Below are 20,495 nucleotides of genomic sequence, written 5' to 3'. Positions count from 1 at the left end.
CCCCGGTTGACCAAGTACTCACGGGTGGCGGCCGTGCATGGCGGCCGTCACCCGCGCCGCGGCGTCGCGGACCAATTCACCGATCTCCGCCGTGCGCACACCCGACATCGGCCGTGACGCGTCGGCGACGCACAGCACGACCGCGGGTTCACCGTCACGGTCGAATGCCGCCGCATTGATCGACAGCGGCTGATAGCTGCCCTCCGGGTCGATGTCACCGACCACGGCATCCGCCGACAACAATTTGCGCGCCTCCCGCAGCGCGACGGTCGAGCGGTGCCCGCCCACACCGCGACCGCGGAGTTCCGACACGGCATCCGCGAGCGAATGCTGTTGCTGCTCCATGCATTCCATCGCGTATCCGCGCTCCCGGACGCGCGTGAGGGCCGGCTCGTACGTCGCCCGCAGCACGTCCACCTCGACTCCGAGATTCTGCCCGCCGAGGGCATACCATTCCTCGCGCTGCTCCGGCGGATACCAGGCCGCGATCCCCGAACCGATGGGCGGCGCGAGCAGCACCTTGTCACCGAGCCGCAGGCCCAGGGTTCCGCGGCGACCCCCCACCGGCTGGACCACCTCCGCGACCACCACGTCGCTGCCCGATTGCACGAACGCGATGGACGCCATGTCGGACGCGTCGGCCAGTTCGTGCATCACCGACCGCGCGAGGTCGACGACGTCCGTGGCCGTCTCGGCGGCGCGGCCGACCGGGATCAGCGCGGGCCCGAGACGGTAGGTCTTGCGGGTGGGGTGCCGGATGAGCCAGCCCGCCTCGGTCAGGGCCACGACCATCGGATAGCAGGTGGCCTTCGCGACGCCGAGGTGCCGGGCGATGTCGGCGAGGCTCCGGGGCGTCTCCGGCTCGTCTGCCAGGAGTTCCGTGAGCATCACGATGCGTTCGGTCTGCGGTGAATTTCGCGCCATGTGTTTGCATAATGCCACTCTGGCGTCGCACTGTGAACGGCGTTACAGTCGAGTCGTCTGAACGATCGCTAAATCACGTGGACCCCGTCACAGCCGCTGCAGGAAGTGAAACCCATGAAACGCTTCGATCTACGTCGCCGGACCGACCGGCTCGATCCCGAGACGCAGTACGAAGAGATCGCTCGCATTCTCGGCACGCAGGAATTTCCCTGGGACATCAACCAGGCCCTCAGCTTCGCGCTGTTCCGGACGTACGCCGTGCCGACCATCGGGCGGTTGCTGTTCGAGACGGGCGAGTTCACCGAGCGCGTGCAGAAACGCTACGACGACACCGGCCTGATCCTCGACGCCGTCCTCGAACACGGCCTCACCAGCGATCCCGGTCGCGCCGGGATCCGCCGGATGAACCAGATGCACGGCTCCTACGACATCTCCAATGACGACATGCGGTACGTGCTGTCGACGTTCGTGGTGACCCCGGTGCGCTGGATCGACGACTTCGGCTGGCGGAAACTCACCCGCAACGAGATCGTCGGGTCCACCAACTACTACCGTGCGCTCGGCAAGTACATGGGCATCAAGCAGATTCCCGAGACGTTCGAGGCGTTCGAGAAATTCCTCGACGACTACGAGCGCGAACACTTCCTGTTCGACGAGGGAGGCCGCGCCGTCGCCGACTCCACACTCGAACTGCTCTGCACGTTCCCGCCGAACAACCTCGCGCCCGCCGCTCTGATCAAGCGATTCTCCTGGGCGCTCATGGACGATCCGCTGCTCGACGCGTTCGCCTACCGCAGGCCGTCCCGCCTCGCGCGAACTCTGTCGCGGGGTGCGTTGAAGGCCCGCGCCCGCCTCGTCCGGTTCTATCCCGTGCGCACGGTGCCCAAGTTCGCGCGCGACCTGCCGAACATTCGCAGCTACCCGACCGGGTACGAAGTGGAGAAACTGGGCACCTTCCCCAGAACCTGCCCCGTACAGCACACCAACGGTACGGTCGCGCGGGAAAACACCGCATCCTGAACCGCTTTGGAGATGTGATCGACGGAAAGCCATGTGTTCGAACTATTCTCGGACACACAGTGAATGGGGGCGGGTATCACCTGGTTCTGCCGTAACGTGGCTGCGCGTAGAGACCGTCGACAGGAAGGGATTGTGTGAACTTCTCGCGAGGGACCTTGACCGTTGCCGCATTGGCAGGAGCAGCCGCACTTGCTCTGGCACCCACGGCAACCGCCGCAACCACCTATCAGATCTCCGTCGTTCCGCCGCTCGGGACCGTCTACGCCAACAACCTGGTGACGCTCGGCGCGCTGGTCACCCCCACCCCGACCGGCACGGACGGATCCACTCCGGTCGAACTCGAAATCACCGAGCCCGATGGCGACGTGAACACGCGAACCATCCCACTCACCCTCGGTGCCGGGACGGCAGCGATCCGGACGCACGAGGCCGGCCGCTACACCGTCGTGTTCACCTTCGCCCCACCGAACGGCACACCCGCCGAGACGACGACGCAGTTCGACGCCGTCGCGTCACCGGGGCTGGGCCTGGGTAGCTGACAACCGGAACCATGCCGAGACGCATCGCCGGTCAGACGCCGGCGGTGCGCCTCTTCTTCGGCTTGACGGGAGCCTCGGTGGACCCCACGGTCTTCATCGCGATCTCGACATACTTGCGGGCCACCGCGTCCGGGGTCAGCTTGCCCTCGGCGTGATACCAGCGCGGAATCGACTGGCACATACCGAGAAGCGCCCGCGTCGTCTCCGCGGCATCCGACACGTCGAAGAGTTCCCGCTTCTTGCCTTCCTTGACGATCTCGAGGACCAGTTCCTCCACACCCTTGCGGACAGTGCGGTAGCGCTGCCGGTTCTCCGGACTCAGGTAGCGCACCTCGCTCTCGAGCGCCGCCAGACGGGATCGCATGGTCATCCGCAGCACGATCGCCTCGATGACGTTCGCGAGTCGCTGCACCGGATCGTCGCCGCCGTCGGCGCTCGCGGCGTGGGCACGCTCGAGGACGTCGCTGGTGGAGAGCTCCAGGAGCGCCAGGAGAACGGCCTCCTTGTTCTCGTGGTGGTAATAGAGAGCGGGTACCGTGACACCGACTCGGCGGGCGATGTCGCGCACCGAGGTGCCGTGGAAACCGTGTTCGTAGAACGCGTCGAGGGAGGCGCTGAGGATCGGCGTCAACTTCGTGGGTTCGAGGCGGCGCCAGTCCGCTGCGTTGCCGACCTCGGTGGGCGTCGAACCCTTGGATGAGCTGACCATCAAAGACCTATCTACCGCTCGCTATGCCAGGACGGGTCAAGTGTAGCTGTTCAGGTAGTCGGCGAAGGTCTGCGGCGGCCGCCCGGTGAGCGTCTCGACGTCCCCCGTCACCACCGCCAACTCGCCGGCCGCGATCGCTGCGTACGAGGTCACCCACCCTGCGACCTCGAAATCCGGCGCCCCGAAGTGGGCGCGGGACACGTACGCCTCGTCCAGCGTCTCGTTCTCGAACCGCACCGAACGTCCGGTCACCCTCGTGATCGTCTCGGCGGCCTCCGCGAGGGTGAACGCCTCCGGCCCGGTCAGCCGATAGGTGACGCCGTCGTGGTCGCCGTTGCCGGTGGTGAGGACCGCCGTCACCGCATCGGCGACGTCGTCGGGCGCGACCGCGCTCACCCGGCCGTCCCCGGCGGGACCCCGGATGACGCCCTGATCGTCGGCCATCAGCGGGATCATCGACTGGTACCAGCTGTCCTGCAGGAACGTGTACTTCAGCCCGGTCTCCCGGATGTGCTGCTCCGTGAAGTAGTGGTCGCGACCGAACGTGAACGTGCACTCGGGCGCCGCGCCGAGAAACGACAGGTAGACGATCCGCTCCACCCCGGCGGCACGGGCGGCGGCCACGGCGGTGCGGTGCTCCTCGCGGCGGGTGGCGCTCTCGTGTCCCGAGACCAGGAACAGCAACCGGACGCCGTCCAGCGCGGCGGTCATCGCCGGACCGTCGGCATACGTGGCCACCGCGAACGCGGAGTCGAAATGCTCGGCCAGTGGCTCGAGCCGCTGCGCGTTCCGCCCGATCAGCCGGACCCCGGCGCCGCCGCCGAGCCGCTCGAGCACCTTGCCGCCGATCGACCCCGTGGCTCCTGTCACTGCAATGGTCATGCCCCACATTCTCCCAGCGCCGGCCCTCTATCCTGACGCGTATGACTGAACCCGTGGCAACCGCTGACCTGGCAGACGAGATCGGACCCGACATCCGGAGCTGCGACACGCAGTTCATCCAGTTCGGCGGCCGTGAAGTGTTCTCCGGCCCCATCACCACCATCAAGTGCTTCCAGGACAACCTGCTGGTCAAGCAGACCCTCGGCGAGCCCGGCAACGGCGGCGTCCTGGTGGTCGACGGCGACGCCAGCATCCACACCGCCCTGGTCGGCGACATCATCGCCGGACGCGGCGTCGACAACGGCTGGGCCGGTGTGATCGTCAACGGCGCGGTCCGCGACTCGGCGATCCTGAAGACCCTCGACATCGGCGTCAAGGCACTGGGTACCAACCCCCGCAAGAGCACCCAGACCGGCTCCGGTGAGAAGAACGTCCCGATCGAGATCGGCGGCGTCACGTTCAATCCCGGCGAGACCGTCTACAGCGATCAGGACGGCGTCGTCGTCCGCTGATCCGGCGAGAACCGAGCGAACCCCGAGGAGGCGTCGATGTCCGACGAAATCCGTTCCAAGGTAGCCGGGCTGATGCCCGCGGCCCGTGACGAACTCGCCGAACTGGTGGCGATGCGGTCGGTGGCCGATCCGCGGCAGTTCCCGCCGGAGGAATGCGTTCGCGCCGCCGAATGGGTCCGGGACGCCTTCATCGGGGCCGGAATCGGCCAGGTCGAACTGCTCGAGACGTCCGACGGTTCACACGCCGTCGTCGGACATCAGCCCGCGCCCGACGGGGCCCCGACGGTACTGCTGTACTGCCACTACGACGTTCAACCGCCCGGCGACGAGAAGCTGTGGCACACCGACCCCTTCACCCTCACCGAGCGGGGCGGCCGCTGGTACGGGCGCGGCGCTGCCGACTGCAAGGGCAATATCGTGATGCACCTGCTGGCGCTCCGCGCGCTCGGCACCCCGTTCCCCGTCGGCATCAGAATCGTCGCCGAGGGATCCGAGGAGATGGGCACCGGCGGGCTCGAGAACCTCGTCGAGGCCAGGCCCGAACTCTTCGACGCCGACATGATCCTCGTCGTCGACACCGGAAACGCCGCGGTCGGCCGCCCGACCGTCACCACAACGCTGCGCGGCATCGCGAACGTCGTGGTCCACGTCGAGACCCTGGCCGGGGAGGTGCATTCGGGCATGTTCGGCGGGCCCGCCCCCGACGCGCTGGCCGCCCTCGTCCAGATGCTCGCCACCCTGCGTGACGCGGACGGCAACACCGTCGTCGACGGGCTCGAGTCGGACCAGAAGTGGACGGGCGTCGACTACCCCGAGGCGCAGTTCCGCACCGACGCCGGCGTGCTCGACGGTGTGGGTCTCGCCGGTTCGAGTTCCGTCGCCGACGCCGTGTGGGCACGGCCGGCCCTGACGATCCTCGGCATCGACTGCCCGCCGGTGGTCGGCTCGGCCGCCGCCATCTCGCCGCGCGCATCGGCGCGCCTCAACCTGCGGGTACCACCCGGAATGGACCCGCAGAAGGCGCAGGACGCCCTCGCCGCGCACCTCGAGAACGCCGCCCCGTGGAATGCGCGGGTGACGGTGGAACGCGAAGCGGTGGGCTCCCCGTTCCGCGCCACCACCGACGGTCCCGGCTACGCAGCCCTCGGTGCGGCAATGGAGGAGGCGTTCGGGAAGGAACTGGGAACCGTCGGGCAGGGCGGCTCCATCCCGCTGTGCAACGTCTTCTCCGCCGTCGTCCCCACAGCGGAGATCGCCCTGATCGGGGTGGAGGAACCGCGCTGCCTCATCCACGCCCCCAACGAAAGTGTGGATCCCAGCGAAATCGAGAACCTCGCCGTCGCTGAAGCGCTGTTCCTGCAGAGGTTCGCGACCGCCGACCGTCAGGACTGAGAACTCACCCGAGCCGTCATCCCACCGATCTCCACGACGTCCCCGTCCCGCAACTGCCGCCCCCGTCGCACCTCGACCTCACCGTTCACCGACACGAGTCCGTCGGCGATCACTTCCTTCGCCTCGGCACCCGACTCGATGAGGTTGGCGAGCTTGAGGAATTGGCCGAGACGGATGGATTCGTCGCGGATCGGGACGGCGTCGTGGATGTCGGACATGCCTCTATCTTCCCTCTTGACCCAAATCGCGGCCCGACGGCTCACACTGAACACTGGAACACCTGTCTCCCGTGATCGGTACGTATCTCTCGCCGGGAAGGAAACGCTCGATGTCAGCTAGCACCGAGACACACCACGCGTCCGAGGCGGCGGTCCCCACCGCACCACGGCCCCGCCCCGGCCTCGGCTCGAAGAACGGGCGCCTGCACCAGGTTCCCCACATCGCGGGACTGATCCTGGGCGTCTTCTCGGTGCTCGTGTTCCTGTGGAGCATCTCGCCGGTGCTGCGCTACTACGTGCACGTGCCACGGGAATACGTCGACACCTACTACTTCGACGCCCCCGACACCAGCCTGTCGTGGGCTCTGGTGGTCGCGCTGCTCGCGGCGGCGCTCGCGAGCCGCAAGCGGATCGCCTGGTGGCTGCTCACGATCTATCTCGTTCTGATCCTGATCACCAACGTGATCGTGAGCATCACGGACAAGAACGTGAATGCGATGGTCGCCGCCGTGGTCCAGGTGGTGCTGATCGGCATCCTCATCGCTGCCCGCCCGGAGTTCTACACCCGAGTCCGGCGCGGCGCCGGCTGGAAAGCCCTCGGCGTACTCATCGTCGGGCTCGCCATCGGCACCCTCCTCGGCTGGGGACTCGTCGAACTGTTCCCCGGCACCCTGCCGCCGAATGAACGCTTCCTGTGGGCGCTGAATCGCGTGACCGCGCTCGCCGCCGCCGACAACGAACAATTCACCGGGCGGCCACACGGATTCGTCAACACCCTCCTCGGCCTGTTCGGCGCGATCGCACTGCTCGCCGCCGTCATCACCCTGTTCCGTGCCCAGCGCTCCCACAACGCGCTCACCGGCAACGACGAATCGGCGTTGCGCGGGCTCCTGCTGCAGTACGGCGCGGACGACTCCCTCGGCTACTTCGCCACCCGCCGCGACAAGGCCGTCGTGTTCGCACCCAGCGGGAAGGCGGCCATCACCTACCGCGTCGAGCTAGGCGTGTGCCTGGCGAGCGGCGACCCGATCGGCGACCCGGAAGCGTGGCCCCACGCGATCGAGGCGTGGCAGGCGCTCGCGTCCCAATACGGCTGGGCCACCGCCGTGATGGGCGCCAGCGAAACCGGCGCCACCGCCTACAACAAGGCCGGTCTCACCGTGCTCCAGCTCGGCGACGAAGCCATCCTCCGCACCCGCGAATTCAACCTCAGCGGACGCGACATGCGGCAGGTCCGCCAAGCCGTCACCCGCGTCCGGCGTCAGGGCGTCACCGTCCGGATCCGCAGACACCGGGACGTCCCCGCGGAGGAGATGGCCGAGACCATCCGGCTCGCGGACGCGTGGCGCGACACCGAGACCGAGCGCGGATTCTCCATGGCCCTCGGCCGGCTCGGTGACCGCCTCGACGGCGACTGCCTGCTGGTGGAGGCAATCGCCGAGGACGGCGAGATCGACGGCATCCTGTCGCTGGTGCCGTGGGGGCCGACCGGTGTCTCCCTCGACCTGATGCGACGCAAGCCGACCTCCCCGAACGGGGTGGTGGAGCTGATGGTGTCCGAATTGGCCACCACCTCGGATCAATTCGGCATCACCAAGGTGTCGCTGAACTTCGCGGTGTTCCGCTCCGTCTTCGAGGAAGGCTCCCGCATCGGGGCCGGACCCATCCTGCGGATCTGGCGTTCGATCCTCGTCTTCTTCTCCCGTTGGTGGCAGCTCGAGGCGCTGTACCGGTCGAACGTGAAGTACCAGCCGGAATGGGTGCCGCGGTTCCTCTGCTTCGAGGACAACCGGGAACTGCTGCGCGTCGGATTCGCGTCGGCCGTCGCGGAAGGGTTCGTGACTTTGCCCCGGTTCGGCCGCTCCGGAACCCGGGACGCCCTCGAGCACACCGGCACCCACGCCGCGGTCCCCGCCGCACTCGTCGCCGCCGAAGGACTGCACTCCGACGGCAGCGCACCGGGCGAAGGCCTCGCACCGACGGCGACCGGCCCGAAACGTCCCGAGCAGGTCCGCGTCCGGCTCGACAAACTGGCCGGCCTCGCCGAACAGGGCATCGACCCCTATCCCGTCGCGTATCCGCCCAGTCACACGGTGACCGAGGCCGTGGAGTCGCCGGAGGGAACGACGGTCCGCATCGCGGGCCGCCTGCTCCGGATCCGCGACTACGGCGGCGTCGTGTTCGCGGTGGTCCGGGACTGGTCCGGCGACATCCAGATCCTCGTCGACGAGGCCCGGGTGGGCACCGACCGCATCCGGGCGTTCGCCGCCGAGTTCGACCTCGGTGACCTCGTCGAGGTCGCCGGCGTCATCGGATACAGCCGCCGCGGCGCGCTGTCGCTGCTCGCGAACGAATGGCGCATGACCGGCAAGTGCCTGCACCCCCTGCCGGACAAGTGGAAGGGCCTGTCCGACCCGGAGACCCGCGTCCGGCAGCGGTACGTCGACCTGGCCATCAACTCCGATGCCCGCCGCCTGCTCGAAGCCCGCAGCGCCGTCGTGAAATCGCTGCGCGATTCGCTCGGCGGGCGCGGCTTCCTCGAGGTGGAGACACCGATCCTGCAGCAGGTGCACGGCGGCGCCAACGCGGCCCCGTTCCTCACCCACATCAACGCCTACAACCTGGACCTGTACCTGCGGATCGCGCCGGAGCTGTACCTCAAGCGGCTGTGCGTAGCCGGCATGGAGAAGGTGTTCGAGATCGGCCGCGTCTTCCGAAACGAGGGCGTCGATTTCAAACACAATCCCGAGTTCACGATCCTAGAGGCGTACGAGGCGCACAGCGACTACGAGAAGATGATGGTGCTGTGCCGGGAGCTCATCCAGACCGCGGCGATCGCGGCGTACGGACGCGAGATCATCATGCGGCCAGGCCCCGACGGCGTGCTGGTGGAAGTCGACATCTCCGGCGAATGGCCCGTCAAGACGATGCACCAGGCGGTCGCCGAGAAGCTCGGCGTCGACGTCTCACCCGAGACGCCGCTCGCGGAACTGCAACGGCTCTGCGACGAGCACGAGATCCCGTACCAGTCCACCTGGGACGCCGGCGCCGTCGCGCAGGAAATGTACGAGCACCTGGTGGAGGACTACACCGAATTCCCCACGTTCTACACCAACTTCCCGACGTCGATGTCACCGCTCACCCGGCCGCACCCCACGATTCCGGGGGTCGCCGCGAAGTGGGACCTCGTCGCGTGGGGCGTCGAACTCGGCACCGCGTACAGCGAACTCACCGACCCGGTGGATCAGCGGAACCGGCTCACCGAGCAGTCGATGCTCGCCGCCGGCGGTGACGAGGAGGCAATGGAACTCGACGAGGACTTCCTGCAGGCCCTCGAACACGCCATGCCCCCGACCGGTGGGCTCGGCATGGGCGTCGACCGGGTGGTCATGCTCATCACCGGCGGCAGCATCCGTGAAACCCTCGCATTCCCCCTGGCCAAGCCGAGGCAATGACCTCCCCTGGCCGGGTGGCCGTCGCGGCGCTGCTGATCCTCGGCGCCGTCGGCTACGCGTCGTGGCTGCTCGAATTCGTCCTCGACACCGGCATCGATCCGCTGCGGGGGTACGCGAGCGAACTCGCCGCCGCGGACCAGCCGTACGGAATCTGGTTCCGGACCGGCGACCTGGTGACCGGATGCATCGTCGCCGTGGCCGGGGTGCTCGGACTGTCGCGGTACTCGCAGGGCTGGGTGACGGCGGTCGGGTGGATCGCGCTGATCGTGTTCGCACTCGCGACCATTGCGGATTCGCGCCTGCCATTGAGTTGCGCGGCCACCAACGACCCCGCCTGCGCCGCGCGTGAGGCCGCCGGACACCTGCCCGTCACCCATGATCTGCACGCCGTGACCAGCGCGTCCGCCTCGACGGGAGGCGTGGTGTCGTCCCTCGCGTTCCTGTTGGCCGCGTTCCGCTACGGCTGGCCGGCCTGGTTGAAAATTACCGGCGTGGCCGTGGCGACGGTGTTCGTCGGGGGCACGACATGGACGCTGACGGCCGCGGGATTGCGCGGCGAACAGGATGCCTGGCTCGGGCTCGGGCAGCGTGTCCAGCTACTCGCCTTCTGTGGATGGCTGATCTTCGTGGCACTCAGCGTGATTCACGTCACCCCCGAAAGGGATGGTTCCACGTGAAACGTCCTGGGGAAATGGTCGCGGGAGTGCACGTGGTGGTCGACGGTGAGGGTCCACCCGTCGTCCTCTACGGCGGCCTGGGCGGGAACTGGTTCGACTGGGACGAGGTGACCGAGCTGCTGTCCGGGAGCTGCCTCGTGGTGCGGATCGATCGCCCCGGGTACGGCTTCAGTCCCCCGTCCGCCGAGCGGCCGTCCGCACGCGGCGAGGCCGGGAGAATCGCCGAGGTTCTCGACGCGCTGTCCGTGACCACCTCCGCGGTGCTCGTCGGCCACTCACTCGGCGGCATCTACGTCGAGGCCTTCGCCCGGCTGTACCCCGACCGAACCGGCGGCGTGATCCTGCTGGACGCCACCGTCACGGCCCATCCGCACCGCGTGATCCCGACCCGGTGGCGCGTCACGATGGGCAGACGGGTGGCCCGAACGGCCAGCAGGGTGGGTCTGCAACGGCTTCTGGGCCCCACGGTCCGCCGGGTCCTGAACCACTCGACACCCCCCGACGGGATCGCGCCGGGCACCCGCCGATGGGTCGAACGGATCTACCGCGAGCCGGCGTACCTCGAATCCTCGATCGTCGAGAACGCGTCGTACCCGGCGCTGGCGCAGGAGCTGGCCGCGCTGCGCGAGACCACGACGATGACGGCACCCGTCGTCGTGGCCGCCGCCCACACCGGACGTCCGACACCGTGGGGGTCGGCGTGGATCCGCATGCAGCGACAATTCGCGGAGTTCCTCGGTGCCGCGTTCCGCGTCGTGCGTCCCGCGCACCACCACGCCATGATCGATCAGCCCGGCCAGATCGCGGCACTGGTACGGGAGCTGGCAAGCTGATCGACGTGCAACTGCTACTGATCCGCCACGCGCTGCCCGAGCTCGTCACCGCGTCCGACGGGCGCGCGGACCCCGCACTGACCGAGGAAGGTCACGCCCAGGCCAAGCGGCTGCCTGCCGCGCTGGCCCCGTACCGCATCGCCCGGATCGTGAGCAGCCCGCAGCGCCGCGCACTCGAGACGGCTGCACCGGTCGCCGAGGCCCTCAACCTGCCCGTCACCGAGTACGTCGGCCTCGCGGAGTACGACTACGACCTCGACCACTACATCCCGTTCCACGAGGCGGAGGCGCGGGCACCCGAGGCCTTCGCCCGGATTCGGGCCGGCGAGTTCCCGAAGTCCGTCGACGCCGACGCATTCCGGACACGGGTCTTCGAGACCCTCGGCCGCATCGTCGACGAGTCCGGCCACGAGGACACCGTCGCCGTGTTCGCCCACGGCGGCGTCATCAACGTGTTCCTCCAGCAACTGCTCGGGCTCGACCGACCCCTCGTCTTCCCGATCGAGTACGTGTCCGTGACCCGGGTGCTCGTCTCCCGCAGCGGTGAGCGGCGAGTGGCGTCGGTCAACGAGACCGGTCACGTCAGGGACATGCTGCGTCGGTGAGCGGTCGCTAGAGGCCCGGAATCCGGGGCAGCGGAGGGAGCGGAGGCGGCGGCGGGAGGGTCGGCAGCTGAATCTGCGGCAGACCGGGAATGAGGGGACGCGGGGCGGGGGCAGGCGCGGGAGCGGGTTCCGGCACGCTCGCCTCCTCCTCGACCGGGCCCGGAACCGAGACCGCGGCCGACGGCGGTGGCGTCGACACCGGTGCCGGCGCGGGCGACGGAGAGACGTCCACGTCACTCGGCTGAGTTGCGACCGGACGTGCGTCACCGTCGGAGCTCTGCAGGTGGCTGCCACCGACGCCGAGGCCGAGACCGATCACGGCGACGACGGCCAGCGCACCGCCCGCCAGCGCGCCACCGCGGATGACGGGAGTGGCGAACCTCGCGGTGCCTGCGCGGTCCGGGGTATCCGAGCGTTCCTGCGCCAACAGCGCAGCGCCCTCCGCGGCCACCAGCTCCGGCTGCGCCGGCACGATCACCGGGAGCGCGAGCCACGATTCCATCAGAGACGCGACCAGCGGAATATGCGCGCCGCCCCCGATCAGAACCACCGCGTCCGCAACACGCCCGGACGATTCGATCACCTCGCGGGCCAGACGCGCCGACGCCTCGACGTGGCGCACGATCAGCGAGTCGAGAATGTCCTGCGAGAGCAGGAGCAGACCGCCGTCGCCGGGCACACACACCGCGGTGTTGGTGGACAGCTCTTCCTTGGCGCGGCGGCACCGGGCGTCGAGCGCCGACTCCGCGGCCTCGTCGGCCGGTCGCGCGATGCGCTTCTCGCCCAGCTGGTGGTCGCGGATCAACCGGTCGACGAGATCACCGCTGATCTCGTCGGTACGGGCCGTCGCGAGCACCACGCCGGTGAGTCGGTCGACGACGGTGACGGTGAGGCCGGAGCTGCCGAGGTCGTAGAACACGAGCGTCGAATGGTCGCCGAGCTGTCCCGACTGCTCGAGCATCCGGAGCGCGGCCGTCACTTCCGGGACCAGCCGGCAGTCGATCGCGGCCCGCACGGCGGCGGCCTGCGCCTCGTCCCGGTACGCGACACCGAACACCTGCACGTCGTCGTCGGGGCGCTCGGCCATCACCGTTCCGATGGCATCGGCAACCAGGTGTTCCGGGTGCTCGAGGGCGGCGTCCACCGGAAACGACCGGATGACGGCCCCCTCGTCGTCCGGATACGCCACGCGTACCGCGCTGGCACCCACCGATACACCGAGAACTGAAACCATGGGAACGACTATAACGGTTTGATCACGGAACGCGTGTCGGGGCCTCGCGGCCCCCGACTTCGTTATATGGGCTCAGAGCCCGGGGATCCGGGGAAACTCCGGCATGGGGAGCGGTGCCGGCGGCGGAATGGTCGGCAGCTGAATCTGCGGCAGACCCGGAATGAGCGGAGCGGGTTCGGGTGTGGTCGGCGGCGCCGACGTGTCGGACGGCACGACACTCTGACTCTCGGAGGCGGCCGGCGCCTGAGTCGAACTCTGAGCCTGCGGCTGGTACGTGGTGCGCACCTCGGTCTGCGGCGGGATCACCGGCTGCTCGTCGACCACCGACGGGGCCGCCTCCGAGGGCGGGGCCACATCCGTAGTCGTCGTGGGTTGTGGCGGTATCACCTGCCGCGCTGCCGGCGCCTGCGTGTTCGACTGCGTGGCGGCCGGCTGTGCGTCCTGCTCCGAACCCTGCAGGAGATCGGTGCCGACACCGAGTCCGAGACCCACCGCGGCGACCACGGCCACGACACCGCCGGCGAGGACGAGACCACGACGCTTCCGGACCGGCGCGTGCTCCGCGAGCAGCGCCTCGGGCTCGGGCTCCAGCTCGGACTCGAGCTCCAACTCCGGCTCGGGCTCCGGCTCGAACCGGTGCTCCGGCGCCGCCGCCCCGACGAACTCGTCGGACGTCGGGCGCGCCAGCAGGGCCGCACCCTCGGCCGCCACCAGTTCGGGCTGCGCGGGGACGATCACCGGAAGGTCGAGCCAGGACTCCATCACCGATGTGACCAACGGAATATGCGCGCCGCCGCCGATCAGCACCGCGGCGTCGGGAAGGCGTCCCGAGCGGCGAATAACCTCGCGGGTCAGGCGCGCCGACGTCTCGACCGGGCCCACGATGAGCGAATCGAAACCGTCCTGCGACAGGAGAAGAAGCCCGCCCTCGCCCGGCATGCACACGGCGCCGTTCGTGGACAGCTGCTCCTTCGCATCGCGGCACCGCGCGGCCAGCGCAAGCGCGGCTGCCGCGTCGGCAGGGTGCGCGAAGCGGTGCAGCTCGAGTTGATTGTCACAGATCAACCGGTCGACGAGATCGCCGCTGATCTGGTCCGAGCGCGCACTGCTCAGCACCATGCCGGTGTCCCGGTCGACCACGGTGACGGTGAGACCCGAACTGCCGAGGTCATAGAACACGAGCGTCGAGTGGTCGCCGAGTTCTCCGGACATCTCCAGCATCTGAAGCGCGGCCGTCACTTCGGGGACCAACTGGAAGTTGCCGATCTGCAGCCGCGACATCGCGGCCTGCACGGCACCGGCCTGCGCCTCGTCCTGGTACGCGACACCGATGGCCTGCACCTCGTCGGCTTCGTCGCGCTCGGCGAGGACCGTCCCGATGGACTCGGCAGCCAGTTCCTCCGGCCGTTCGAGTGTTGCGGTCACCGAGCGCGATTGGAAGATTGGCGTTTCGCGAGTCACGGCGTCGTGGCACGCGAAGCGCACCGCGCTGGCGCCTACCGATACACCGAGAACTGAAGTCATGACGCCGACTATAACGGTTCGGTCACGGGTCTCGCGCATGAAGCAGACCGGACGGCACGTCAGGCGCTTTTTTGCCGTACCCCAGTGACGCACATCGGGTTCCCGTTCGTGACATCCACGTCGAAACCTGCGGAAATCAGAGCCCGCGCGGCGGTATCCGCAACACGCCGCGACTTGTCACGGTCGTGTACGGACACCGCTCCGCCGTACACGAGGTGCAGGACTCCCCCCGGTCGGAGCGCCTCCCACAGGACGCGTATCTCAGCGGTCGCGTCACGCACCCAGAACACGTTGACGTTGACCGCGAACGCCTTGTCGAAGGAGGCCTGATCGCAACGAAATTTGGCGAGGTCGGTGTTCCGGAGCACCACCGTCCCCGTCGAGACGTGGGCGTCGTTGCGCCGCGCCGCCCGTTCGATCGCCGTCGTCGATCGGTCGATCGCGGTGATCCGTCCGCCGTCGAGTTTCTCGGCGACGAGAGAAATCGCTACACCCGGCCCGCAGCCCACCTCCAGGATCCGATCGCGAGGATTCACGTCGAGACGATCGACCGCCCACAGCACCCGGCCGGGAATGCCCGCAGCCCTCACGACACACCACCTATCCGAAGCGCCCCGGTAAGGACACCATGCGGGACCTCACCTACTTCGTCGGCATCACCTTCGACGGCTTCATCGCCGGCCCGGACGCGAAGGTCCGGAAGCTCGAGGCCGAGGACAGCGCGCTGGGCGTCTGGGTGGCGGGCGGCGGCGAGCTCGCGGGCACCCTCCTGCCCGAGATCGACGAACTGGTCGTCAAGCACTATCCGGTGGTGGCCGGCCGTGGAACTCCGATGTTCGGCGGCACCTTTCAGCCCACCCACTTCGATGTCGTCCACCGGGAGGTCTACCCGAGCGGGGCCGCCGTCAGTCGGTTCCGGCGGCAACGTCGACGTGGGTGCCGAACCACTGCAGCGTTCGAGCCCAACCGTCCCGGGCGGCCGCCTCGTTGAACACGGCAGGACGGTCGTCGCAGTGGAAGCCGTGTTCGGCTTCGGCGTAGCGGACGACCTCGGTGTCCACCGGGGCGTGCGCGACCGCGACACGCAGCTCCTCGACTTCCTCGGTCGGAATCCCCTTGTCGCGGTCGCCGAACAGGCCGAGCCACGGCGTTCCGAGCTGCCCGGCGACGTCGAGTTGCGACGGATATCCGAAGCGTCCCTTCGCGACGCCACCGCCGTAGAAACTCACCGCCGCCCCGAGGTCGAGGCGCGCCGCCGTGTGGAACGCGACCGTTCCGCCCATGCAGAATCCGACGATCGCGGTGTTCCGCGGGTCGATCGAGGCCGCCGACAGGGCCGCGACGGCCCCGTCGACGTCCTCGTCGATGTGCGCAGCGGTGAGCTCACCGATCAACGACATCGCCGACTTCATGTCGTCGTACTCCAGCACCGGATCGCCGCTCCGGTGGAACAGATGCGGCGCGACCGCGTGGTATCCGGCGGCGGCGAAACGACGGCAGACGTCGACGATGTGCCCGGTGACGCCGAACGCCTCCTGGATCACGACGACACCGCCGCGGACAGGACCTTCCGGGGTGATGCTGGTGAGTGGTGTGGTCACGAACTACGACTCTAGGAAACCGGCTTCAACGGGTGGATCGCCGGTGCCCCGGCGAGGTGCTCACCGAACGTCCCGAGCGCGGCCTGGAAGTGCGGCGACTTCATGTGCGCGTCGACCGCCTCCTGACCGGTCCACACCTCGACGGTGACGAAGGTTCCCGCGACCGCGGCTGATTCGAACACCTCGTACGAGATGCAGCCCTCTTCCTTGCGGCTCTCCGCCGCCAGCGCGGACAGTCCGTCGCGGACGGTGTCCTCGGAACCGGGCTTGGCAGGAATGGTCGCTACGACATGCAGATCGGACATCGACTCCCTTTCGTGAGCGCCACCTCGTGTGGCCCGTCTCACGTAAGCACAGTTGGGTCGGCTAGGAAACCCGAAGTCGCGTCAAATAATCGGCGACCTTCGGTTCGTCCCAGCCGTGCGCTTCACGGAGACCGTCCGCGATGGTCGCGAGATAGGCGGGCGCCGGTGCGTTCCGGGCGACGACGTCACCGCGGGCCCGGGTGGTGAACGTGCACATGGGAACACCGTTGCGGGAGCCGAGAGTGACGAGGCGGTCGTAGCAGGCGGGTTCCTGCGCGTGGATGTCCTCGAACTGTTCCTGTGTCACCAGGAATGCACGGGCCGCGACGGTGCCGGGCGCGTCGGGGTCGTAGAACGCGCGGCCGCCACCCCAGATCCGCGACTCTCCCGCGAAGAACACCGAGCCGGGTATCACCACCGGTATCGACTCGCGCGGCGCGCTCCCGTCGCGGGCGCCCGCGTGCACGAGGTTGCCCCCGGCCGGGCAACCACCACGCAGGTAGCAGGTCAGACGCGTCGTCGCCATGTTCGATCCATAGCTGACGTACCAGATCAGCACACAAACGACCGTACTCGGACAAGATGGTCACATGAATCTTCTCGGCGAAGTCAGGGGCTGGCGCAGCGGTTCGCGGAAGCATCACCGCCTGCGGGACCTCGACGGCACCCTCGTCGTGATCAGCGGCGGCGGCAGCGGGATCGGCCGCGAGACGGCGCTGGCGTTCGCGTCCGAGGGTGCCGTCGTGGTGGTCGCCGACCGCGATCTCGAATCGGCGCAGCAGACCTCCGATCTCATCAACTCCGCCCAGATGAAGGGCGGTGGTGCGGTGGCCATCTTCGGGGGCGGCTCCCACGCGTATCAGGTGGACGTCGCGGTGGAGGACGAGGTGCAACTCTTCGCGGAGAAGGTGCAGGCCGAGCACGGCACCCCCGACATCGTGGTCAACAACGCCGGGATCGGATACTCGGGCACGTTCACGAAGACCCCGCAGAAGGATTTCGAGCGGGTGATGGACGTGAATTTCTGGGGTGTCGTCTACGGCTCTCGCGTGTTCTCCCAGCAGATGATCGACCGCGGAACCGGTGGGCACATCGTCAACCTGTCGTCCGCCGCGGCGTTCACGCCGCAGAAGCGGCTCACCGCGTACGCGACGAGCAAGGCCGCGGTGTTCATGCTGTCGGACTGTCTCCGTGCGGAATTGGTGAACCACGGCATCGGCGTCAGCGCCATCTGTCCCGGACTGGTCCACACCAACATCGTCAAGGCCACCGACTTCGCCGGCGTCACACCGGAGGAGCAGGCGAAGATGCGGGACCGCGCCGACAAGCTCTACCGCAGACGCGGTTTCACCCCGGACCGGGTGGCGACGCAGATCGTGAGGGCCGTCAAGCACAACAAGGCCGTCGTCCCCGTCACGCCCGAGGCCAAGTTCGGGCGGGTGCTGAGCCGCCTGGCCCCGGGCAGCATGCGGCTCGGCGCCCGCTTCGACCTCGGCTGATCCGAACCGTCAGGGGGTGGGGGCCTGCATCCGGCCGGTGTAGGCGTCCATGCTGTGGTAGACACCGAGCCGGTCGGCCAGACGGTCCCAGGCACGTACGGGCAGGACGGCTTTCGCCACTCGCGACAGATACAGCGACCGCGGCAGCATCAGCAGCGGCTTCCCCTGTTTCATCGCCCTCCACGACCGGGCCGTGACGTCCTCCGGGCTGAGGATCGGAGCGAACAGGGGATTCTTCACACCATCGAACATGCCGGTGGAGATGTAGCTCGGACACACGGTGGTGACCTTGACGTGCCCGTGACCCGCCTGGACCAGTTCGAGTCGCAGCGAATCGCTCCAGCCCAGGACAGCCCACTTCGACGCCGCGTAGACGGCCATCCTCGGTGTCGCCACGGTCCCGGCGGCCGAGGCGATGTTCACGATGCGGCAGTCCCGGCCGCGATCCTCGATCATGGCGGGCAGGAACTCGTTGGTGACGTACATCGGTGCAAGCGTGTTGACGTCCATCACGAGTTTCGTGTCCGACTCGTGGTCGTGATCCCAGAAGTACTTGCCGCGCACCACGCCGGCGTTGTTGACGAGCACGTCGGGACGACCGTACGCACCCCGCACCTCGGCGGCCGCCGTGCGGACGGAGTCGAGGTCGGCGACGTCGACGACGTGTGCGCTGACGGTGCACCCCGATTCGCGCAGTTCCTGCGCCGTGCGTTCGAGCGCGTCGGCGTCGATGTCCCACAACACCACCGTGCCCGCGTGGTCGGCGGCGGCGAGGCGGGCGAACAGACGCCCCATCCCCATTGCCGCCCCGGTGATCAGGACCGTCTTGCCCGCTGCCGAGAATTCCACGTCATGCTCTCCTTCGGTCGACACCGGCCGGGTCGGCGGGCTCGTGGTAGAGGGTTTCGATCCGGTCCTTCAACGTCACCTGTGCGCGCCGCAGTGCCTGCCACACCACCGGTGCGGCCACACCGCCGAGCAGTTGTCCGGCCGGTCTGCCGGGTCGGTGGTAGCGGAAGTCGACCGTGAGCCCCGTCTCGTCCGGGCTGAGCGCGTCGAACGTCCAGACCGATCCGTGCACGCCGTGATCGGCCTCGGCGACGAGCCGACGACCCGGATCCGACGCGACGACCCGGGCGCGGGACGGCAGCGCGATCGCAGCGACCACGGTGTCCGGATCACCGAGGTACTCGAAAGCCATCGCGGGCGGAACGACGATCACCGTGGTGCTGCGTAAGCCGATCGGCGAACACCCGGGGCTGCGGGGGCCGGACAGGCTGAGCTGAATGGACAAGACGGGTATCCCAACGTGTCGACGTCCGAGGCGGAGAGTGTGTGGTACATCGATGTACCGCATAATGCCGACGGTATACGGAAACGCAGCAACAGGGAAGACTACGATTCGATTCGATGACGAAACCCCAGCAAGACGCCGGTGACGGGCGCGCTGCCCGGTGGCGCGGCCAACGCGAGAAGCGGCGCTCGGAGTTCGTCGAACGGGCACTCGTCGCCATCGACGAAGAAGGCCCCGACGTGTCGGTCGCGACGATGGCCGTCTACGCCGAGGTCGCGCGAACCCGCATCTACCGGCACTTCGACGACAGCACCGACCTCAAGAACGCCGTCGCCCGGCGGGTCGCGGCGATGATGCTCCTCGAATACGCGCCCGTGATCACCGTCGACGGCGCACCCCACGCCATCCTCACCCGCGCGGCCCGCACCCACCTCGACTGGGTGACCGAACACGCCAACCTGTACCGCTACCTGATGTCGTTCTCCCCCGCCGCCGGAGAGGTGCGGCGGGCCATCAGCACCGCTGTCTCCGACATGCTCCACCCCTACCTGGACGCCCTCGGTGCCCCCACCACCGCGACACCACTGGCCAACGCGCTGATCGGGATGGTCGAGTCGGTGTCCGCCGAGTGGATCGACCGACCGGGCGGCACCGACGTCGGCGCGTTGACCGAACAGCTGGCCGCGTGGGCGTGGGCACTGGTCGACACCACGATGCGCAGCCGCGGCGCGGTCCTCGACCCGGACAGTCCCCTACCGGCGCCCGACGACCTCCGCACGTGAGTGGGAAAGCGTGCCGGAACACACTTTCCCACTCACGTGCGGGACCAGCGGGTCAGGTACTCCCGCTCGGTGGCGGTGATGCGGCGTAGCCGCTGGGCATCCACGTCCGCGACGGCCATCTGAGTGGTGGCGGTGACAGCGGGCCGGTCGGTGATCGGGGTACGGGCGCCCCGGACCTCGTAACCGATGGTGAAATCCACCGCCCGGTGCTTGGCGATCCACATGGTGATCCGCAGGGGACTGTCGGAGTGCCGCAATTGTCCCCGGTACTTCACGTGGATGTCGGCGATGAACGCGCTCGTGATGAGCGACGAATTCTCGCTGCCCTCGCTGAGCAGCCAGTCGATCCGGGCCTCCTCGAGCAACGTCACCATCCGCGCATGGTTGATGTGCTGAAAGGCGTCCATGTCGGACCACCGGACGGTCACGAAGGCGTCGTAGCCGACGAAGGCGGCAGGGGTGTCGGTCACGTGGACATCATCCCCTGCCG

Annotated in this window: 24 protein-coding genes; 11 read left to right on the top strand and 13 right to left on the bottom strand. The window is 68.4% G+C overall.

Translation table 11 applies throughout. The features are described 5' to 3' along the window. Positions 1-18 precede the first annotated feature (18 nt). Positions 19-924 carry an IclR family transcriptional regulator gene (locus ACLIVD_RS00375; protein WP_280783131.1) on the bottom strand — a complete coding sequence of 302 codons (906 nt, stop codon included), beginning with the start codon at positions 922-924 and terminating at the stop codon, positions 19-21. A gap of 114 nt (positions 925-1,038) precedes the next feature. Between ACLIVD_RS00375 and ACLIVD_RS00370 the strand changes: the two genes are divergently transcribed. Next, the gene (locus tag ACLIVD_RS00370) at positions 1,039-1,944 is read left to right on the top strand and encodes an oxygenase MpaB family protein (protein ID WP_283354711.1); all 906 of its coding nucleotides are present in this window, start codon (positions 1,039-1,041) and stop codon (positions 1,942-1,944) included. Between the two features lie 134 nt (positions 1,945-2,078). Then, a complete protein-coding gene (locus ACLIVD_RS00365; RefSeq protein ID WP_105417032.1) occupies positions 2,079-2,483 on the top strand; it encodes a hypothetical protein in 405 nt (134 codons plus the stop codon). A gap of 31 nt (positions 2,484-2,514) precedes the next feature. Here the strand turns inward: ACLIVD_RS00365 and ACLIVD_RS00360 are convergent, their stop codons facing one another. Then, the gene (locus ACLIVD_RS00360) at positions 2,515-3,192 is read right to left on the bottom strand and encodes a TetR/AcrR family transcriptional regulator (RefSeq protein ID WP_283334731.1); all 678 of its coding nucleotides are present in this window, start codon (positions 3,190-3,192) and stop codon (positions 2,515-2,517) included. Between the two features lie 36 nt (positions 3,193-3,228). After that, the gene (locus ACLIVD_RS00355; RefSeq protein WP_283334730.1) at positions 3,229-4,074 is read right to left on the bottom strand and encodes an SDR family oxidoreductase; all 846 of its coding nucleotides are present in this window, start codon (positions 4,072-4,074) and stop codon (positions 3,229-3,231) included. Between the two features lie 41 nt (positions 4,075-4,115). Here ACLIVD_RS00355 and rraA point away from each other — a divergent pair, with 41 nt between their 5' ends. Continuing rightward, the gene (gene rraA, locus ACLIVD_RS00350; RefSeq protein ID WP_005563989.1) at positions 4,116-4,586 is read left to right on the top strand and encodes a ribonuclease E activity regulator RraA; all 471 of its coding nucleotides are present in this window, start codon (positions 4,116-4,118) and stop codon (positions 4,584-4,586) included. A gap of 36 nt (positions 4,587-4,622) precedes the next feature. Then, positions 4,623-5,978, top strand: coding sequence for a dipeptidase (locus ACLIVD_RS00345; RefSeq protein ID WP_491931723.1), 1,356 nt, complete (start codon positions 4,623-4,625; stop codon positions 5,976-5,978). Here ACLIVD_RS00345 and ACLIVD_RS00340 read toward each other — a convergent pair. Beyond that, on the bottom strand, positions 5,969-6,196 hold the full coding sequence (locus ACLIVD_RS00340) for an RNA-binding S4 domain-containing protein (RefSeq protein ID WP_005263380.1): 228 nt from the start codon (positions 6,194-6,196) through the stop codon (positions 5,969-5,971). The genes ACLIVD_RS00345 and ACLIVD_RS00340 overlap by 10 nt on opposite strands. A 110-nt stretch (positions 6,197-6,306) precedes the next feature. Between ACLIVD_RS00340 and lysX the strand changes: the two genes are divergently transcribed. From lysX to ACLIVD_RS00320, 4 genes are read left to right on the top strand one after another with little or no spacing between them, the layout of a single operon-like run. Beyond that, a complete protein-coding gene (gene lysX / locus ACLIVD_RS00335) occupies positions 6,307-9,651 on the top strand; it encodes a bifunctional lysylphosphatidylglycerol synthetase/lysine--tRNA ligase LysX (protein WP_491931722.1) in 3,345 nt (1,114 codons plus the stop codon). Next, on the top strand, positions 9,648-10,328 hold the full coding sequence (locus ACLIVD_RS00330) for a DUF998 domain-containing protein (RefSeq protein WP_491931721.1): 681 nt from the start codon (positions 9,648-9,650) through the stop codon (positions 10,326-10,328). Before lysX ends, ACLIVD_RS00330 begins: the two co-directional genes overlap by 4 nt. Positions 10,329-10,342: 14 nt before the next feature. Further along, positions 10,343-11,161, top strand: coding sequence for an alpha/beta fold hydrolase (locus ACLIVD_RS00325; protein WP_491932971.1), 819 nt, complete (start codon positions 10,343-10,345; stop codon positions 11,159-11,161). Positions 11,162-11,166: 5 nt separating this feature from the next. Beyond that, entirely contained in the window at positions 11,167-11,766 is a 600-nt protein-coding gene (locus ACLIVD_RS00320; RefSeq protein WP_280783124.1) for a histidine phosphatase family protein, read from the top strand. Positions 11,767-11,773: 7 nt separating this feature from the next. On the opposite strand, the gene ACLIVD_RS00315 is transcribed toward ACLIVD_RS00320, so the two are convergent. The 3 genes from ACLIVD_RS00315 to ACLIVD_RS00305 all read right to left on the bottom strand — a co-directional run bounded on the left by ACLIVD_RS00315 (position 11,774) and on the right by ACLIVD_RS00305 (position 15,114). Then, positions 11,774-13,000, bottom strand: coding sequence for a DUF7159 family protein (locus ACLIVD_RS00315; RefSeq protein WP_491931720.1), 1,227 nt, complete (start codon positions 12,998-13,000; stop codon positions 11,774-11,776). Between the two features lie 72 nt (positions 13,001-13,072). After that, positions 13,073-14,524 (bottom strand): DUF7159 family protein, encoded by a 1,452-nt coding sequence (locus ACLIVD_RS00310; RefSeq protein ID WP_491931719.1) that lies wholly within the window; start codon positions 14,522-14,524, stop codon positions 13,073-13,075. Between the two features lie 59 nt (positions 14,525-14,583). Continuing rightward, a complete protein-coding gene (locus tag ACLIVD_RS00305; protein WP_491931718.1) occupies positions 14,584-15,114 on the bottom strand; it encodes a class I SAM-dependent methyltransferase in 531 nt (176 codons plus the stop codon). 38 nt (positions 15,115-15,152) lie between these two features. Here ACLIVD_RS00305 and ACLIVD_RS00300 point away from each other — a divergent pair, with 38 nt between their 5' ends. Further along, the gene (locus ACLIVD_RS00300) at positions 15,153-15,515 is read left to right on the top strand and encodes a dihydrofolate reductase family protein (RefSeq protein WP_491931717.1); all 363 of its coding nucleotides are present in this window, start codon (positions 15,153-15,155) and stop codon (positions 15,513-15,515) included. On the opposite strand, the gene ACLIVD_RS00295 is transcribed toward ACLIVD_RS00300, so the two are convergent. The 3 genes from ACLIVD_RS00295 to ACLIVD_RS00285 all read right to left on the bottom strand — a co-directional run bounded on the left by ACLIVD_RS00295 (position 15,430) and on the right by ACLIVD_RS00285 (position 16,989). Next, positions 15,430-16,125, bottom strand: a complete 696-nt coding sequence (locus tag ACLIVD_RS00295; RefSeq protein ID WP_491931716.1) for a dienelactone hydrolase family protein — start codon at positions 16,123-16,125, stop codon at positions 15,430-15,432. The two genes, ACLIVD_RS00300 and ACLIVD_RS00295, sit on opposite strands and share 86 nt — an antisense overlap. A gap of 11 nt (positions 16,126-16,136) precedes the next feature. After that, on the bottom strand, positions 16,137-16,430 hold the full coding sequence (locus tag ACLIVD_RS00290) for a putative quinol monooxygenase (protein ID WP_005249047.1): 294 nt from the start codon (positions 16,428-16,430) through the stop codon (positions 16,137-16,139). Between the two features lie 61 nt (positions 16,431-16,491). Further along, on the bottom strand, positions 16,492-16,989 hold the full coding sequence (locus ACLIVD_RS00285; protein WP_317570494.1) for a hypothetical protein: 498 nt from the start codon (positions 16,987-16,989) through the stop codon (positions 16,492-16,494). 31 nt (positions 16,990-17,020) lie between these two features. Between ACLIVD_RS00285 and ACLIVD_RS00280 the strand changes: the two genes are divergently transcribed. Next, the gene (locus ACLIVD_RS00280) at positions 17,021-17,929 is read left to right on the top strand and encodes an SDR family NAD(P)-dependent oxidoreductase (protein WP_491931715.1); all 909 of its coding nucleotides are present in this window, start codon (positions 17,021-17,023) and stop codon (positions 17,927-17,929) included. Positions 17,930-17,938: 9 nt separating this feature from the next. On the opposite strand, the gene ACLIVD_RS00275 is transcribed toward ACLIVD_RS00280, so the two are convergent. Both ACLIVD_RS00275 and ACLIVD_RS00270 read right to left on the bottom strand, forming a co-directional pair. Then, positions 17,939-18,778 carry an SDR family oxidoreductase gene (locus tag ACLIVD_RS00275; protein WP_491931714.1) on the bottom strand — a complete coding sequence of 280 codons (840 nt, stop codon included), beginning with the start codon at positions 18,776-18,778 and terminating at the stop codon, positions 17,939-17,941. Position 18,779: 1 nt separating this feature from the next. Then, positions 18,780-19,223 (bottom strand): SRPBCC family protein, encoded by a 444-nt coding sequence (locus ACLIVD_RS00270; protein ID WP_491931713.1) that lies wholly within the window; start codon positions 19,221-19,223, stop codon positions 18,780-18,782. A 116-nt stretch (positions 19,224-19,339) separates the two neighbouring features. Here ACLIVD_RS00270 and ACLIVD_RS00265 point away from each other — a divergent pair, with 116 nt between their 5' ends. Beyond that, positions 19,340-20,005: a TetR/AcrR family transcriptional regulator gene (locus tag ACLIVD_RS00265; RefSeq protein ID WP_283354727.1), complete on the top strand. Its 666-nt coding sequence runs from the start codon at positions 19,340-19,342 to the stop codon at positions 20,003-20,005. Positions 20,006-20,037: 32 nt separating this feature from the next. Here the strand turns inward: ACLIVD_RS00265 and ACLIVD_RS00260 are convergent, their stop codons facing one another. Next, positions 20,038-20,475, bottom strand: a complete 438-nt coding sequence (locus ACLIVD_RS00260) for an acyl-CoA thioesterase (RefSeq protein WP_491931712.1) — start codon at positions 20,473-20,475, stop codon at positions 20,038-20,040. Positions 20,476-20,495: the final 20 nt, after the last annotated feature.

This window comes from Rhodococcus sp. G6(2025), from assembly GCF_058628105.1.
This window is presented reverse-complemented; position numbering and strand designations above follow the sequence as displayed.

Coding starts and splice junctions, on each gene's coding strand:
- ACLIVD_RS00375 (WP_280783131.1), bottom strand. CDS start 924: ATGGCGCGAAATTCACCGCAGACCGAACGCATCGTGATGCTCACGGAA.
- ACLIVD_RS00370 (WP_283354711.1), top strand. CDS start 1,039: ATGAAACGCTTCGATCTACGTCGCCGGACCGACCGGCTCGATCCCGAG.
- ACLIVD_RS00360 (WP_283334731.1), bottom strand. CDS start 3,192: ATGGTCAGCTCATCCAAGGGTTCGACGCCCACCGAGGTCGGCAACGCA.
- ACLIVD_RS00355 (WP_283334730.1), bottom strand. CDS start 4,074: ATGACCATTGCAGTGACAGGAGCCACGGGGTCGATCGGCGGCAAGGTG.
- rraA (WP_005563989.1), top strand. CDS start 4,116: ATGACTGAACCCGTGGCAACCGCTGACCTGGCAGACGAGATCGGACCC.
- ACLIVD_RS00345 (WP_491931723.1), top strand. CDS start 4,623: ATGTCCGACGAAATCCGTTCCAAGGTAGCCGGGCTGATGCCCGCGGCC.
- ACLIVD_RS00340 (WP_005263380.1), bottom strand. CDS start 6,196: ATGTCCGACATCCACGACGCCGTCCCGATCCGCGACGAATCCATCCGT.
- lysX (WP_491931722.1), top strand. CDS start 6,307: ATGTCAGCTAGCACCGAGACACACCACGCGTCCGAGGCGGCGGTCCCC.
- ACLIVD_RS00330 (WP_491931721.1), top strand. CDS start 9,648: ATGACCTCCCCTGGCCGGGTGGCCGTCGCGGCGCTGCTGATCCTCGGC.
- ACLIVD_RS00325 (WP_491932971.1), top strand. CDS start 10,343: ATGGTCGCGGGAGTGCACGTGGTGGTCGACGGTGAGGGTCCACCCGTC.
- ACLIVD_RS00315 (WP_491931720.1), bottom strand. CDS start 13,000: ATGGTTTCAGTTCTCGGTGTATCGGTGGGTGCCAGCGCGGTACGCGTG.
- ACLIVD_RS00310 (WP_491931719.1), bottom strand. CDS start 14,524: ATGACTTCAGTTCTCGGTGTATCGGTAGGCGCCAGCGCGGTGCGCTTC.
- ACLIVD_RS00300 (WP_491931717.1), top strand. CDS start 15,153: ATGCGGGACCTCACCTACTTCGTCGGCATCACCTTCGACGGCTTCATC.
- ACLIVD_RS00290 (WP_005249047.1), bottom strand. CDS start 16,430: ATGTCCGATCTGCATGTCGTAGCGACCATTCCTGCCAAGCCCGGTTCC.
- ACLIVD_RS00280 (WP_491931715.1), top strand. CDS start 17,021: ATGAATCTTCTCGGCGAAGTCAGGGGCTGGCGCAGCGGTTCGCGGAAG.
- ACLIVD_RS00265 (WP_283354727.1), top strand. CDS start 19,340: ATGACGAAACCCCAGCAAGACGCCGGTGACGGGCGCGCTGCCCGGTGG.